Genomic DNA, 16414 nt, shown 5'->3' on the forward strand with positions numbered 1-16414 from the left:
GCAGTTCATTATTATTTTTCTATTTTTGAAAAAGAATTAAATTATGAAGGAATGGAGAGCATAAACAATTACATTAAACAACACAAACAAAGATTTTTAGATGAACTTATAGCACTTTTAAAAATCCCTTCAGTAAGTGCAGATACCGCATTCAAAAAAGAGGTATTATTAACTGCTGATTTTGTAATGGAGCAATTAAAAAAAGCAGGTTGTGATACCGTTGAATTGTGCGAAACTCCAGGCTATCCAATTATTTACGGAGAAAAAATTATAGACAAAAATTTACCTACAGTTTTAGTGTATGGCCATTATGATGTACAACCACCAGATCCGATAGAATTATGGGATTCGCCCCCATTTGAACCCGTTATAAAAAAAACAGAATTACACCCAGAAGGAGCAATTTTTGCACGAGGTGCTTGTGACGACAAGGGGCAGATGTATATGCACATAAAGGCATTTGAATACATGACCTCTTCAAGCAATTTACCTTGTAACGTGAAGTTTATGATTGAAGGTGAAGAAGAAGTTGGTTCTGAAAGTTTGTCTTGGTTTGTTCCAAGAAATATAGAAAAATTAAAAAATGATGTAATTTTAATTTCAGATACAGGAATGATTGCAAATGACATTCCCTCAATTACAACAGGATTAAGAGGCTTAAGCTATGTAGAGGCAGAAATTACTGGACCAAATAGAGATTTACACTCAGGTTTGTATGGAGGTGCAGTAGCGAATCCTATAAATATTTTAAACAAAATGATTGCATCACTACATGATGAAAACAATTTTATTACCATACCAGGTTTTTATGACAATGTAGAAGAATTATCTAAAGAAGAAAGAGCAGAAATGGCCAAAGCTCCATTTAATCTTAAGGAGTATAAAGATGCTATTAAAATTGATGATGTGTATGGCGAAAAAGAGTATACAACTAATGAACGTAACTCTATAAGACCTACTTTAGACGTTAACGGAATTTGGGGAGGGTATACTGGCGAAGGTGCAAAAACAGTTATTGCTTCTAAAGCATATGCTAAAATTTCTATGCGACTAGTTCCAAATCAAGATTGGAAAAGAATCACAAACTTGTTTGTAAAACATTTTGAAAATATTGCTCCAAATGCAGTAGCTGTAAAAGTTACACCACATCATGGTGGCCAGGGGTATGTAACGCCAATAAACACAACTGCTTACGAAGCAGCAAGTAAAGCTTATGAAACTACTTTTGGAAAAACACCAATTCCGCAAAGAAGTGGTGGTAGCATTCCAATTGTGGCTCTCTTTGAAGAATACTTAAAAAGTAAAACTATATTAATGGGTTTTGGTTTAAATTCTGATGCCATTCACTCTCCTAACGAACATTTTGGAATTTGGAATTATTTAAAAGGAATTGAAACTATCCCTTATTTTTATAAATATTTTACAGAATTGCACTAAAAATAGTTTAATAGTGGATTTGTAAGTGTTTTCTTTGATACTAATAAAACTCAAATCCAAGATGGTTCTTTTAATGCCATTAATACACTAAACCAGTTTATGTTAAACAACCCATCCATTAATGCAAAATTAATAGGATATACAGATGAAACTGGAGTTGAAAAAAGAAATATTGCATTATCTCAAGATAGAGCAAAACGAGTTTTAATGTTTTAGTAGCCGCTGGCATTAGCCCTGCAAGGATAAGTTATTTTGGAGGAGGAGAAGATAAATCTGTTGGTGTAAATGCAAGACAGCTTGCAAGAAAAGTTACATTCAACATTAAATAATTATATCTAAGAATGCGTATATCTTAAAAGAACACAGCAATGTTATTACTCCTTTAAGATATACGCCTTTTTAATGTAGTCTACTTTAGGATATTCAGTTCTTAAAAAAGCGTTTCCAAATTTAGCAATTGAAGCTTGTTTTCGGCCTAAGACCTCTCCATAACCATCGTAAAATTTTAATATATTTTCTTGGCCATCAATTACTTTAGCAATTACTGGAAAACCAGTAACTCCAGAATAAGCAAGCTTATCTAATCTATAATTTTTCTTTAAATTAATAAAAATTTGATTAGACCTCGTTTCTACTCCGCCTCTTGCAAACGCAATAGTCATAGAATCATTTTTTTGTAAAACTGGTTCATCTTTAATACCTCTTTTTTGCCAAGCATTATTTATTAAGCTATCATTATGAATACCAAATTGTGCCACAAATTTGGGCACAACTCTAAAAATAGAAACATCTTCATAATAGTTGTGGGTAATAAGTTGATACAATCTATCTACTCCTGCAGGAGACCATTCTCTAACGGCTTTAATATCAAAATTACCTTGCGTAGTTTCAAAACGTGCTTTAAAAGTTGCTGGCGCTTCTTTTTCTAACCATTTTTCTTTAAATTTTTTTGATGCACAAGAATTAAGTATTAAAATAGCCACAAAAGCAATACATTTTTTCATAATTCTATGTTTTAGAACGAATATAACAAAAAGCTCAAAGGTTAAAAAAATAATGAATAATCTAATTTCACTTGGCATAGCTATAAAATAAAAAAAGCGTCCCTTTAAAGGGAAGCTTTCCATTGGTTAACAAAACCAAGACACTTTTACGAAAGTGCCAAAACAACACAACTTTATCACTCTAACAAAAAGTGATCGACAAATATACTTAGATTTTGGATATCATAAAATAAATATCCTTTTTTTTACTATTTTCTGAATGCTCTATTAATTGATAGATTGTATCTTTGCAACCATTATTTAACACTAGAAATTTACAAAGCAAATGCAATTATCAGAACAAGAAGTTGTACGTAGAGAGAAGCTCGCAAAATTAAGAGAATTGGGTATAAATCCTTACCCAGCAAATTTATTTCCATTAGATTCTAATTCTAAAGAAATAAAAAATGATTTTGCAGAAGATAAAAAGGTTGTTATTGCTGGTAGATTAATGTCTAGAAGAATACAAGGTAAAGCGTCTTTTGCAGAGTTACAAGATGGTGAAGGTAGAATACAAGTGTATTTTAATCGTGATGAAATTTGTACTGGAGAAGACAAAACATTATACAATGACGTTTATAAAAAATTACTAGATATTGGCGATTTTATTGGTATAGAAGGTTCTTTATTTACTACAAAAGTAGGTGAAAAAACAGTAATGGTTAAAGATTTCAAATTACTTTCTAAAGCTTTAAAACCTTTGCCATTACCAAAAGTAGATGCAGATGGTAATACTTATGATGCGTTTAACGATCCTGAAATGCGTTACAGACAACGTTATGCAGATTTGGTAGTAAACCCAAATGTAAAAGAAGTGTTTATTAAAAGAACAAAATTGTTTAATGCAATGCGTTCTTTCTTTAATGATGCTGGTTATTTTGAGGTAGAGACACCTGTATTACAACCAATTCCAGGAGGTGCAGCTGCAAGACCATTTATTACGCATCACAATTCATTAGACATTCCTTTATACATGAGAATTGCCAATGAATTATATTTAAAAAGACTAATTGTTGGTGGTTTTGAGGGTGTATATGAGTTTTCTAAAAACTTTAGAAATGAAGGAATGGATAGAACTCATAATCCTGAATTTACAGCAATGGAAATCTATGTTTCTTACAAAGATTACAATTGGATGATGGATTTCTGTGAGCAACTTTTAGAGCATTGTGCAATTGCTGTTAATGGAACATCAAAAGCAACCTTTGGTGAGCATGATATCGATTTTAAAGCACCTTATGCTAGGGTAACCATGGCAGATTCTATTAAGCATTTTACAGGTTTTGACATTTCAGGTAAAACCGAAGATGAAATTAGAGCAGCAGCAAAATCAATGAATATTGAGGTTGATGAAACTATGGGTAAAGGAAAATTAATCGATGAAATTTTTGGTGAAAAATGTGAAGGAAACTACATTCAGCCAACTTTCATTACAGATTACCCTAAAGAAATGTCTCCACTTTGTAAAGAACACAGAAACAACCCAGAATTAACAGAGCGTTTTGAGTTAATGGTTTGTGGTAAAGAAATTGCAAATGCATACTCTGAGTTGAATGATCCAATTGACCAACGTGAACGTTTTGAGCATCAACTAAAATTAGCTGCTAAAGGTGATGATGAAGCTACAGAATTTATAGATCATGATTTCTTAAGAGCTTTAGAATACGGTATGCCACCAACATCTGGAATGGGAATTGGAATGGACAGATTAATTATGTTCTTAACCAACAATCAATCGATACAAGAAGTGTTATTTTTCCCTCAAATGAGACCCGAGAAAAAAGCACCCTCTGTTGAGCTGAATGATGAAGAAAAAGCGGTTTTAGCAATCATTACAAAAGCAGAAAAAATAGAATTGGTAAGTTTAAAAAATCAGTCTGGTTTATCTAACAAAAAATGGGATAAAACCATTAAAGGATTAACCAAAAAAGAAGTTGCAAAAGTTTCTAAAACTGAGGAAGGCTTGTTCGTAGAAGCTTTATAAAGTTTGTTTAATTTATAGAAAAAAGGGGTATTACAACATGTAATTCCCCTTTTTTTATTCAACAAACAAATATTTGTAAATATGTTTGTAAGACTAGCCCTTAAACTTCATTCCTAAATGAACAACTTTTTTGGTTTCAAAGAACGGTTCATCAAAATAATTTGGTAAATCATAAATAGTTGCTGAAGTATATTTTTGGAGCTCTTGGGTTAAATCACCCCCTTTTAAATACAGGATTCCATTTTTTAAATCGTGATTTTGCTTTTTTGCAATTTTACCTTTTGTCCATCTTACAAAAGTTTCCATCTGCGCAACAGCTCTACTTACAATAAAATCGTAGGTATCTTTTACATCTTCTACCCTACCATGTGTAGTGGTCACATTTTCTAGGCCTAAACCTTCTGCCACCTCATTAACAACCTTAATTTTTTTACCAATAGAATCTACTAAATGAAACTGAGTTTCAGGAAACAAAATAGCTAAAGGAATCCCAGGAAAACCACCTCCTGTGCCTACATCCATCACCTTTGCTCCAGGTTTAAAAGACATTACTTTTGCAATACCTAATGAGTGTAAAACGTGACGTAGATAGAGTTCATCTATATCTTTTCTAGAAACCACATTTATTTTTAAATTCCAATCTTTATATAAATCCTGTAATTTAGAAAATTGTTCTATTTGAGTTTCTGTTAAATCTGTAAAGTATTTTAGCAGTATATTCATTTAAAAAACATTAATGCACAAAAGTAGTTATTTGGTCTTAACAATTATCAATAATATTAGACGTTTAACATAGTAATTATTTTAAAATACATATTTTTACAACATAATACACAAACATGAATACTATCACATTTTCTAGAGTTCAAAAAGCAAAATTTTTTAGAACTTTAAATAAAAGAGTTAACACGTATTTTAAAGAAAATAAAATTAATAGAACCGGTAACTGGAAATTATACTCCAAAGCCATCGTTATGTTTTCACTATTTTTAGTACCATTTATTTTAGTACTTACAGTTTCTATGCCTCAATGGGTTATGGCATTATTTATGGTTATAACAGGTTTAGGTATGGCTGGTGTTGGCATGAATGTAATGCACGATGCTAACCACGAATCCTTTTCGAAACGTAAGTGGGTAAATAAGTTAATGGGTAGTAGTATTTATATTTTAGCAGGTAATGTATATAATTGGAAAGTCCAACACAATGTTTTACACCACACATTTACCAATGTAAAAGATCACGATGAGGATATTGATGCAGGAAGAATTATTCGCTTTTCTTTGCATTCTAAATGGTTAAAAATTCATAAAGTACAAAAATACTATTCTATCTTTTTATATGGTTTACTAACGATTAACTGGGCTATTACAACTGATGTAAAGCAAATGCATAGGTATTTAAAAAGAAAATTATCTTATGGTAAATTTCCAAATCCAAAAACAGAATGGACAAAATTAGTAATTTCTAAGTTGGCTTATTATGCCCTTTGGATATTATTACCAATGTTAGTTTTAGATGTTGCTTGGTGGAAAGTTTTATTAGGTTTCTTTGTAATGCATTATACTGCAGGTATGATTTTAAGCTTAGTTTTTCAATTGGCACACATTGTACCAAATACAGAAATGCCTATGCCAGATAAAAATGGAAATTTAGAACATACTTGGGCAGTCCATCAATTATACACCACAAGTAACTTTGCACCAAGTAATTGGCTTATAAATTTTTATACTGGTGGTTTAAATCATCAAGTTGAACATCATATTTTTCCGCACATTTCTCATGTGCATTATGGTAAATTAGCTAAAATTGTAAAAGAAACTGCTGCAGAGTTTAACTTGCCCTATAATGAGTATGCTACTACTAGAAGAGCACTTATTGAGCACTTTAGGCACCTAGGCGTTTTAGGACAAAAACCAGAATTAGTAGCATAACAAATTATTTAAAAATGTCACACCCATTATCAGACAGAATTAACAGTTTACCTGTTTCTGCAACTTTAGCAATGGCAGCTAAAGCAAGAGAATTAAAAGGCCAAGGAAAAGATATTATTGGTTTAAGTTTAGGAGAGCCAGACTTTAATACTCCAGATTTTATTAAAGTCGCAGCTATTGAAGCTATCAATCAAAACTATAATTCTTATTCTCCTGTAGATGGTTATTTAGAGCTAAAAGAAGCAATTTGCGTTAAGTTTAAAAGAGATAATGGTTTAGATTACAAACCAAACCAAATTGTAGTTTCTACAGGTGCAAAACAATCAATTGCAAATGTTGCGCAAGTATTATTAAATAAAGGTGATGAAGTCTTATTACCTGCCCCTTATTGGGTTAGTTATTCTGCAATAGCAACTTTAAGTGAAGCTACTTTTGTAGAAATACCTTCTTCTATAGATACCGATTTTAAAATTACTCCAGCTCAGTTAGAAGCAGCAATTACGCCTAAAACTAAGATGATATTCTTTAACTCTCCAAATAATCCTAGTGGAACTATTTACAGCGAAGCAGAATATAGAGCTTTGGCTGAAGTTTTAGAGAAACATCCACAGATATTTATTTTATCTGACGAAATTTATGAACACGTAAACTATGATACAAAACCTTTTAGTTTTGCAGCTATAGAAAGCATGTTCGATAGAACTATTACAGTAAATGGTTTAGCTAAAGCATTTGCAATGACAGGTTGGAGAGTTGGGTACATAGGTGCTCCTGAATGGATTGCTAAAGCTTGTACAAAAATGCAAGGCCAAGTTACTTCTGGCACAAACTGTATTGCACAAAGAGCTGCAATTACTGCTGTTTTAGCTCCAGTAGAGAAAATACAATATATGGTTGATGAGTTTAAAACTCGTAGAGATATTGTAATTGGATTACTTAGAGAAATTGATGGTTTTAAAGTAAATGTACCTGACGGTGCCTTTTATGTTTTTCCAGATATTTCTGCATTTTTTGGTAAATCTATAAATGGTACCAAAATTAATAACGCCAATGATTTTTCTTTATACATTTTAGAAAATGCAAATGTTGCCACTGTTACAGGTGATGCTTTTGGGGCTCCTAATTGTATTCGAATATCTTATGCTGCTTCAGAAATTCAAATACGAGAAGCAATTAAAAGAATTAAAATAGCACTTAGTTAATAAAACTTTTATAAAATTAAAAAATCTCATAGCGATCTGTTATGAGTTTTTTTTTGAAGTTTCTAAATTTAGAAAACCACCAACACAAGTGTTGATGGTTTATCATTGACCTAGGGTTAATAAAAGCTAGTGTAATACCAACTTTTTACTATTATAAGTTTTAAAATCATTGGACACCTTTACACGTCATCTAAACCATTTAAACAATCTTCTTGTGGTACTGGAGCTGTAGGACATCTTGCTCTGTCATTTAAACTACTAGAAAGTCCGAAAGCAAAAAGGTTTGAATTTATGATAGAGCCAACCTCTAAGTTTTGTACATCTTCAATCATGTAAACAGTACCCGTTTGATTTGCAGAAATGTAAAACCTACCTTCTACATCAAAATATACTGCACCAAAAGTATATTTTAAGCCATTTAAAATTGGTACAACACCTAAGTTTAAAACCACTCCACTTTCAGGATCTACAAGATATAACTTATTCGTATTCTTTTCTACAGTATATAACAAACCATCTACAGCATTAAATGCCCAATCATGGATGTTTAAATTACTAGATAATGTAAATGTTGAAAAGAAATTTTCCATAAGTATCAGACTCAGGATTTAAGTCTACTCTGTAAGCAGCACTTCCCCAAGGTTTTAAATGGTAAACACCTGTTGCACTAACATCGCCCACATACCTATTTGCAGTGGGTAATTCTGGAATATAAAAAGTTTCCGTTTCAAAATTCTTACCAATTTTAACGATAGATTTTAAAGGTGCACTTAATGATCCCCAGATATAACCATCTGCAGGATTATATCCTACTGCATTTACGCTTCTTGGAGTTACATCCTTTTTTACCAAATAAGAATTTCCTGATGCCAAGTCTAATGCATACACATCATTTGCCTGAAACAGATAAGCATTATAATCACAATTAAAAGGTTGCTCTTGTGCATGAATAAAAACACTAAAAAAAAGTGATAAAAAAGATAAACTAATTAAGTAGGGTATTGGTTGTTTCATTATTCTCTTGATTTTCTACAAAAGTATAATTCACAAATATGGATTTACTTTGATTAGAGATTTAAGACAAATAAGTATCGACGAACTGTATTTTAGTTTAGTTGAACTGCGCCCTTCTTTAACAAAAAAATCATGCCTAAAAAGCATGATTTTTTTTATTGAAAAGTATTTTTCTTTTAATCTACATTATCGTGTAAAAAAGAATTATTAGATATAAAATCGATATCATCTGTGTCTTTTTTTAATGCTGTTTTAATTTTACTGATTGGCACATTTTTATCTAGATCTACACCTTGTCTTTTATAGGCTGGTTGTCGCTCTATTTCATCTATATTTTTATTTAAATTTTCATTAAAACTATAGTTAAACTTCTTCATACTCTTGCGTCTTTCTTCTGCTCTTTTTTGAAGTTCATTTATGGTTAAATCTAAAGGAGAGACTTCTTCACTTTGCGTATCGATTTGATTAATTTCTGACTGTGGAGTAGCTGTTTTTAATTGAAATTTTATTTCTTCTTCTACCTTAGGCTCCATAATTTGTGAACTTTTACCAATAGTAGGTAATGTATCAAAATCTTCTAATACGTAACGTGTTTCTTTTTTAGTTTTAACTTCAGTAGCTCCAAAAACTTCAATCTCGTTTACATCAACTTCATTCTCATCTGTTAAATTAAATCGAATCTCTTCATCTTTAGTGATTTCTGTATAGTCGTTTAAAGGAATATCAAATAAGGATTCAGAAGCATTTTGTATTGGTGCTTCTTCTTTTTTTACTTCTTCTTTTGGAGCCTCTGTTATAATAAAACCATCTTCAGAAACTATATCTAGAATGATCTCCTCATAACTAACTGGCATGTTTGCTATAATTTCATTCGTCTTTATCAAATCCATATTTGAACCTTGATCTTCTAAATCTTCTTCTAAAGTATGAACAATTTTAGCATTTGATTGTTGACCATTAGCTATTGGCCCATCTAAAGTTGGTTGTCTCGAAATAGTTTTCTCTTCGAAACTATACGTTGCACGTTGTTCTTCTTCTAATGTATGTATAATCTTTTTTACCTCAGTATTGCTAATATTGCTCTGTTGATCTGCTGCAAAACCGGTAGCTACAATAGTTACAGAAATGGCTTCTCCTAAATTTTCATCTTCACCAATACCCATAATAATATTGGCATCATAACCTGCCTCATCTTGAATGTAGTCATTAATTTCACCAATCTCATCTAAAGTAACTTCACTTGTACCTGAAACAATTAAAAGTAATACATTTTTGGCTCCTGTAATTTTATTATCATTCAATAAAGGAGAGTCTAATGCTTTAACGATAGCATTTTTAGCTCTTGTTTGTCCTTCTTCTTTTGCAGAACCCATTATTGCTGTTCCGCTGTTAGAAAGGACTGTTTTTGCATCATGTAAATCAATATTTTGCTTATAATGATGTGTAATAACTTCTGCAATTCCTTTAGAGGCTGTAGACAAAACCTCATCTGCTTTAGAAAAACCTGCCTTAAAACCCAGATTTCCGTAAACTTCACGTAGCTTATTATTATTAATTACAATTAAAGAATCTACATTTTGACGAAGTTGATCAATACCTAATTGAGCTTGTTTAGTTCTTCTCTTTCCCTCAAAAGCAAATGGCATAGTTACAATACCTACTGTCAGGATATCCATATCCTTTGCAATTTTAGCAATAATTGGAGCGGCTCCAGTTCCAGTACCTCCTCCCATACCAGCTGTTATAAAAACCATTTTTGTTTGGTTATTTAACATCTGTTGTATCTCTTGCATACTTTCTTTTGCAGCTTGCTCTCCAATTTCAGGATTAGCACCTGCCCCCAAACCAGAGGTAAGTGTTGCTCCTAATTGAATTTTGTTTGGAATTGGACTATTTTCTAACGCTTGTGCATCTGTATTACAGATTACAAAATCTACTCCATTTATATGCTGTTGAAACATGTGATTAACAGCATTACTTCCACCTCCACCAACACCTATTACCTTAATAGTGTTTGATTGTGACTTTGGCATTACAAATTCAATATTTTCAAATTCTAAGCTCATACTAACTTTTTATTTTTGTGTTCTTTTGGTTTGTCTTTTTTACTCTGGTAATTTATTCAGCGTTATCTAAAAAATCTTTTAAACCCTCTGTAAATTTCTCAAAGAAAGTTCTTGTTTTAGGCTTTGGCTTTGTTTTAATACCTGGGTCTGCTTCAGGTTCTTCTGTATTTAATATTTCTTCTTTCTGTTCTATGCTTTCAAGAGCAACTTCTTCATCTTCTTCTAACTTATTCTCTTTTTCCAAACCTTCCATCAACAAACCTACAGCAGTTGCATAAGAAGGACTTGTTAAAGCCTCATCTGATTCTCCTGCTAAATGTTCATTCGGATAACCTATTCTGGCATCCATACCAGTAATATATTCTACTAGTTGACGCAAATGTTTTAATTGAGAGCCTCCACCTGTTAAAACAATTCCTGCTATTAATTTCCCTTTAGCAGTCTCATGTCCATAATTTTTAATTTCTAAATACACGTGTTCAATAATTTCTTGAACTCTAGCATGAATAATTTTAGATAAATTTTTGAGTGTTATCTCTTTAGGCTCTCTTCCTCGTAATCCAGGAATAGAAACAATCTCTGTTTCTTTATTTTCACCCGGCCAAGCTGAACCAAACTTGATTTTTAACAACTCAGCTTGTTTCTCTATGATAGAGCAACCTTCTTTAATATCATCTGTAATTACATTACCTCCAAACGGAATTACTGCTGTGTGTCTAATAATACCATCTTTAAAAATTGCCAAATCGGTTGTTCCGCCTCCAATATCGATTAAAGCTACTCCTGCCTCTTTTTCTTCTTGACTTAAAACGGCTTGTGCAGAGGCTAAAGGCTCTAAAGTAATTTCATTTAAATCTAACCCTGCACTTTTTACACATCTACCAATATTTCGGATAGAAGAAACTTGCCCTACAACTACATGAAAGTTTGCTTCCAAACGACCTCCATACATACCAATTGGCTCTTTAATATCTGCTTGAGAATCTACTTTAAACTCTTGTGGAAGTACATGAATTATTTCTTCTCCTGGTAACATAACCAATTTATGCACTTGGTTCACTAAATTTTCAATATCTAAAGCATCAATAACCTCATCTGCATTATTTCTCGTAATATAGTCGCTGTGGTGTAAACTACGTATGTGTTGACCCGCAATACCTACAACAACATCTTCTATTTTAAGGCCAGAAACACTTTCTGCCTCATCTACAGCTTGCTGTATAGATTGAATTGTTTGTGTAATGTTGCTCACTACTCCACGTTTTACACCTAAACTTTTTGCTTTACCAATGCCAACTACCTCTATTTTACCATAATCATTTTTACGACCAATCATGGCAACAATTTTGGTGGTACCAATATCTAAACCAACCGCTATTTTGTTATTTCCCATTTTAGTTTATTTAGTGCACACAACTTGGTTGTGATATTTTACATTAATTGTTTTATAATTTTGAATAGTTTTATCTTCAAAAGTTGTATTATAAAACGCTTTTAACTTTTTAAATTTTAAATCGATTTTAGTTAAATTTCCAAAATCGATTTTATAATCTCCGCTTCTCATTGAGAATTGAAATTCATTTTCTGCAGATTTTTCAATTCCAACAATTTCTTTGTGAAGAAAATCATCTTTCTTTATAGCCGTAATAAGCTTTAAAAGTTCTATAATTTCTTCTTCAGAAAAGATACCTAAAACTAATAAAACTCTAGAAGAATAGTTGACTGATAAGGGCATCTTTACACCTTGCTTATCAATATAATAAGCCTCACCATCTCCAAGAATCCTAGCAATTGGCTCTCGTTGTTTTACCACCGATATAAGCTTACCGTCTACCGTTAAAAAAACATCTGCTTTAGCTACATATGGATTATTTGAAACGTTATTTTCTAGATTATATAAATCTATCATAGATTTTGGATTATTTTGCATCTTTTTTGGATTTTGTATTAACAATTTATTAACCATAGAATGAGTTAAAAAATTATTGTCTCCAGAAGCAAAATCAACCAAAGGAACTCCCACTTTTATGGCTTCATTTCTTTTGCTTGAAAAAGCAAAAAGCAATCCTAAACCAGCTATAGTTAGGAGAAAAAAAAGGTATTTTAAACTTCTTTTAAACTTCATTTTTTAGGGGGTAAGTTTATTTTTAACCTCATTTATTAACACTCCAATATCTCCAGCTCCCATCATAGCGACTACTTTACAGGAAGAACTCTTAATTTCTGTTACTAAGCTATTTTTTTGCACTACTTTTTTATAGTCACAGTCTATTTTACTTAATAGCCAAGATGAGTTAACGTTAGGTATGGGTTGCTCTCTAGCTGGATAAATATCTAAAAGCAAAACCTCATCAAATTTAGAAAGTGCTAATGCAAAATCTGAAACAAAGTCTCTTGTTCTAGAAAATAAGTGAGGCTGAAAAACAGCAAGCACTTTTTCATTTGGATACATTTCTTTAATGGAATTTTCTACAGCATTAATCTCTGTAGGATGATGCGCATAATCATCTATTAAAACTAATTCAGAAGTTTTAATTTTATAAGAGAACCTTCGCTTAACACCTTTAAAGGTTGCTAATTGCTCTTTTATTTTTTGCAATGAAACCCCAGACACATTTGCCATGGCTAAAGCTGCCATAGCATTCATAACATTATGTTTTCCTGAAAGTTGCAAGGAAACATCTGTAATACTAGCTGTTGGGGTTTTAACATCAAAAAAATAAGTTCCATTAGATATTTTTAAATTATATGCCATAAAATCTGCTGATTCGTTAATAGCATATGTAAGACCCTCTAAAGGAAGTCCTTTTGCAATAATTAGAGTATCTGTAACTTTCTTTGAAAATTCTAAAAAAGAATTTTCTAACGCAGAAGCCTCTCCATAAATATCTAAGTGATCTGCATCCATAGAAGTTATACAAGCAATATTTGGACTTAGTTGTAGAAAAGATCTATCAAACTCATCTGCTTCAACAACAGATATTTTATCATCACCCAAAATTAAATTTGAGTTATAATTTTCTGCAACTCCACCTAAAAAAGAAGTTGCTTTTTCTGGCTGCATAATATGCCCTAAAATAGATGATGTTGTTGTTTTACCATGTGTACCTGCAGCTGCAAAACAGAAAGTAGATTTTGTAATTGCTCCTAATATTTCTGCTCTTTTAAGAACGATAAAATTTTTGTTCTTAAAATAATTCAATTCCGCTGAGATTTCAGGGATTGCTGGTGTAAATACCACCAAAGTTGTTTCTTTATCTAAAAATGATAATGGAATATTTTTTACAATATCCGAAAAGTGAATAGCTACACCTATTTTCTCTAATTCTTCAGTTATTTCAGAAGGTGTCTTATCATAACCAGCCACATTTTTACCCTGCGCAGCAAAATATCTTGCAATGGCACTCATACCTATGCCACCAATACCTACAAAATAAATATTATGTATGTTTTTTAAATTCACTTCTTTAATAATTTTTTTACTTCATTCACAATATTGCTTGTTGCACTAGGCAAGGCTAGTTCATTTATATTTTCTGACAATTGTTGTTGTTTACCTTCGTCTTTTAACAAGGTTTCAAAAACAATTTTAAAAGTATCTAACTCGTTTTCTTTTAGCAAAATAGCTCCATGTCTAGCTACAATAAATTTGGCATTTTTAGTTTGATGATCTTCTGCCACATTTGGTGAAGGAATAAATATTACTGGTTTACCTACAATGCATAATTCAGACACAGAACTTGCACCCGCTCTAGAAATTATAATATTTGAAGCTGCATAAGCCAAATCCATTTTATTGATAAACTGATGAACTTGAACATGCTTTAAATCATTATACTTTTTATATTCATCAAAGTATAATTTTCCACATTGCCAAATTACTTGAACATCCTGTGCTTCTAAAAACTCTAGGTTACTTTCTATAAGTTGATTTATTTTACGTGCACCTAAACTACCGCCTAAAACTAAAATTGTTTTCTTTTTTGTGTCTAACTTAAAGAACGTTTTTGCTTCATGAACCTTAGAATGGATACTTAATAAATCTTGACGAACAGGATTCCCTGTTTTTATAATTTTATCTATCGGGAAAAAGCGCTGTAAATCATCATATGCAACACAGATTTTACGTGCACGTCTTCCTAATAATTTATTTGTTATTCCTGGAAAAGAATTTTGCTCTTGAATTAATGTTGGAATTTTTTTTCGATTGGCCATAATCAATGTAGGACCACTTGCAAAACCTCCTGTACCAATAGCAATGTCTGGTTTAAATGTCTTTATAATTTTTGATGCTCTCCATAAACTACTTAACAATTTTAATGGAAAAATTAAATTCTTGGATAAGTTTTTTCGCTGAATTCCTGCAATCCACAGTCCCTCAATTTTATATCCTGCTTGAGGTACTTTTTCCATTTCCATTTTATCTTTTGCCCCTACAAATAAAAAATTTGCATCTGGGTAACATAACTTTATTTCATTTGCAATAGCAATTGCTGGGTAAATATGCCCACCTGTTCCACCTCCTGAAATAAGTATATTAAATGGTTTCATGCAAAATATCTAAAGGGTTATCATCTAAAATATCTTCTTCTGTCTCTTGCTTAGAAGCACTTACACTTAGTATCATTCCTAAAGCAAAACAAGTCATCCAAATAGAAGTACCTCCACTGCTTATTAAAGGCAAGGTTTGCCCTGTTACAGGGAACAAGTTTGTTGCAACTGCCATATTTATAATGGCTTGAAAAATAATTGGACACCCTACACCTATGACTAGCAATGTTCCAAAAATGGTAGCTGTTTTTCGTATGACTACAAAGATTCGGAATAATAATAAAAAATAAATTAGGGCTATAATAATGCCGCCAGCTAACCCATATTCCTCTATAATAATTGCAAAAATAAAATCTGAGGAAGATTGTGGTAAAAAGTTTTTTTGAACACTCTTACCTGGTCCTAAACCAATTGGACCTCCAGTAGCAATCGCAATTTTAGCTTTTTCTACCTGATAGGCATCTTTATCATTAGTGTAAGAAAAACGCTCTATTCTGTTTTGCCAAGTTTGTACACGATTTGGCATAGCATCTGGAAAAGCTTTTGCTATTAAAACAAAGAAAGAAAGTATTAAAATACCAACTCCAAGTATAATACCTAAATACTTTAATGGATAACCACCAATAAAAGTAACTACTAAAATCATTAAAAAAATGATTGCTGTAGTAGAAAAGTTTGCAGGCAAAATAAGTATTAATACTGCTGCAACTGGAAGCCACAACTGCAGAATACTTTCTTTAAAATTAATAACCTGTTCTTTCTTTTTAGCCAAATATCTAGCTACGTAAACCATTAAAACCAAACCCGCAAGTGTAGAGGTTTGAAAACCAACACCTACAAAAGGTATTCGTATCCACCGACTTGCATTTGCACCACCAATAGTGGTTCCTTGAAGCATAGTAAAGACTAATAAAACGATAACAATTGGCAACATTAATACAGATCCTCCAGAAAAAAAACGATAAGGTATTTTATGCACTCCGTAAATGATACCAAACCCCATAATTAACAAAACCATATGTTTAACTAAGTACCCTAAAGTAGATCCAGAACCAACTACGTAAACCAAGTTTGTGCTTGCACTATAAACAGGCATAAATGAAAAAACTGCTAATATGGCTACAATAGCCCAAATAGTTTTGTCTCCTTTAATATGTTTAAAAATAGTTTTCAATTGGCTTAA

The 16414-nt window shown here is 31.8% G+C and carries 15 protein-coding genes; 5 read left to right on the top strand and 10 right to left on the bottom strand.

Going from position 1 to position 16414, the window contains the following annotated elements; genetic code table 11:
* Nucleotides 1-51: 51 nt before the first annotated feature.
* Entirely contained in the window at nt 52-1437 is a 1386-nt protein-coding gene (locus tag Q0L44_RS01675) for a dipeptidase (RefSeq protein ID WP_296634380.1), read from the top strand.
* Nucleotides 1438-1515: 78 nt separating this feature from the next.
* Nucleotides 1516-1653, top strand: a complete 138-nt coding sequence (locus Q0L44_RS01680; protein WP_296634712.1) for a hypothetical protein — start codon at nt 1516-1518, stop codon at nt 1651-1653.
* 158 nt (nt 1654-1811) lie between these two features.
* Here the strand turns inward: Q0L44_RS01680 and Q0L44_RS01685 are convergent, their stop codons facing one another.
* Nucleotides 1812-2441 carry a peptidylprolyl isomerase gene (locus Q0L44_RS01685; RefSeq protein ID WP_296634382.1) on the bottom strand — a complete coding sequence of 210 codons (630 nt, stop codon included), beginning with the start codon at nt 2439-2441 and terminating at the stop codon, nt 1812-1814.
* A 325-nt stretch (nt 2442-2766) separates the two neighbouring features.
* Here Q0L44_RS01685 and lysS point away from each other — a divergent pair, with 325 nt between their 5' ends.
* Nucleotides 2767-4464 (top strand): lysine--tRNA ligase, encoded by a 1698-nt coding sequence (gene lysS / locus Q0L44_RS01690; RefSeq protein ID WP_296634385.1) that lies wholly within the window; start codon nt 2767-2769, stop codon nt 4462-4464.
* A gap of 93 nt (nt 4465-4557) precedes the next feature.
* Here the strand turns inward: lysS and rsmG are convergent, their stop codons facing one another.
* Nucleotides 4558-5187 (bottom strand): 16S rRNA (guanine(527)-N(7))-methyltransferase RsmG, encoded by a 630-nt coding sequence (gene rsmG, locus Q0L44_RS01695; RefSeq protein ID WP_296634387.1) that lies wholly within the window; start codon nt 5185-5187, stop codon nt 4558-4560.
* Nucleotides 5188-5303: 116 nt separating this feature from the next.
* Between rsmG and Q0L44_RS01700 the strand changes: the two genes are divergently transcribed.
* Together Q0L44_RS01700 and Q0L44_RS01705 are read left to right on the top strand one after the other, a co-directional pair.
* On the top strand, nt 5304-6398 hold the full coding sequence (locus tag Q0L44_RS01700; protein WP_296634391.1) for an acyl-CoA desaturase: 1095 nt from the start codon (nt 5304-5306) through the stop codon (nt 6396-6398).
* A 14-nt stretch (nt 6399-6412) separates the two neighbouring features.
* Nucleotides 6413-7600, top strand: a complete 1188-nt coding sequence (locus Q0L44_RS01705) for a pyridoxal phosphate-dependent aminotransferase (RefSeq protein WP_296634393.1) — start codon at nt 6413-6415, stop codon at nt 7598-7600.
* Nucleotides 7601-7779: 179 nt separating this feature from the next.
* Here Q0L44_RS01705 and Q0L44_RS11500 read toward each other — a convergent pair whose 3' ends face one another.
* From Q0L44_RS11500 to Q0L44_RS01740, 8 genes are all read right to left on the bottom strand, one after another.
* Complete coding sequence (locus tag Q0L44_RS11500; RefSeq protein WP_366084957.1) at nt 7780-8190, bottom strand: hypothetical protein; 411 nt, start codon at nt 8188-8190, stop codon at nt 7780-7782.
* Nucleotides 8156-8614 (bottom strand): hypothetical protein, encoded by a 459-nt coding sequence (locus Q0L44_RS11505; RefSeq protein WP_366084959.1) that lies wholly within the window; start codon nt 8612-8614, stop codon nt 8156-8158. Before Q0L44_RS11505 ends, Q0L44_RS11500 begins: the two co-directional genes overlap by 35 nt.
* Nucleotides 8615-8790: 176 nt before the next feature.
* Entirely contained in the window at nt 8791-10680 is a 1890-nt protein-coding gene (gene ftsZ / locus Q0L44_RS01715; RefSeq protein ID WP_296634398.1) for a cell division protein FtsZ, read from the bottom strand.
* A gap of 52 nt (nt 10681-10732) precedes the next feature.
* The gene (ftsA, locus tag Q0L44_RS01720; protein ID WP_296634400.1) at nt 10733-12073 is read right to left on the bottom strand and encodes a cell division protein FtsA; all 1341 of its coding nucleotides are present in this window, start codon (nt 12071-12073) and stop codon (nt 10733-10735) included.
* Nucleotides 12074-12079: 6 nt separating this feature from the next.
* On the bottom strand, nt 12080-12805 hold the full coding sequence (locus Q0L44_RS01725) for a cell division protein FtsQ (RefSeq protein ID WP_296634403.1): 726 nt from the start codon (nt 12803-12805) through the stop codon (nt 12080-12082).
* A gap of 3 nt (nt 12806-12808) precedes the next feature.
* A complete protein-coding gene (gene murC, locus Q0L44_RS01730) occupies nt 12809-14143 on the bottom strand; it encodes a UDP-N-acetylmuramate--L-alanine ligase (protein ID WP_296634406.1) in 1335 nt (444 codons plus the stop codon).
* Nucleotides 14140-15231, bottom strand: coding sequence for an undecaprenyldiphospho-muramoylpentapeptide beta-N-acetylglucosaminyltransferase (gene murG, locus Q0L44_RS01735; protein ID WP_296634409.1), 1092 nt, complete (start codon nt 15229-15231; stop codon nt 14140-14142). The genes murC and murG overlap by 4 nt, the downstream gene beginning before the upstream one ends.
* Nucleotides 15218-16405 carry an FtsW/RodA/SpoVE family cell cycle protein gene (locus Q0L44_RS01740; RefSeq protein ID WP_296634411.1) on the bottom strand — a complete coding sequence of 396 codons (1188 nt, stop codon included), beginning with the start codon at nt 16403-16405 and terminating at the stop codon, nt 15218-15220. Before Q0L44_RS01740 ends, murG begins: the two co-directional genes overlap by 14 nt.
* Nucleotides 16406-16414 lie beyond the last annotated feature (9 nt).

It is taken from the genome of Polaribacter sp. (genome assembly GCF_024639685.1).
Classification (GTDB): Bacteria; Bacteroidota; Bacteroidia; order Flavobacteriales; family Flavobacteriaceae; genus Polaribacter.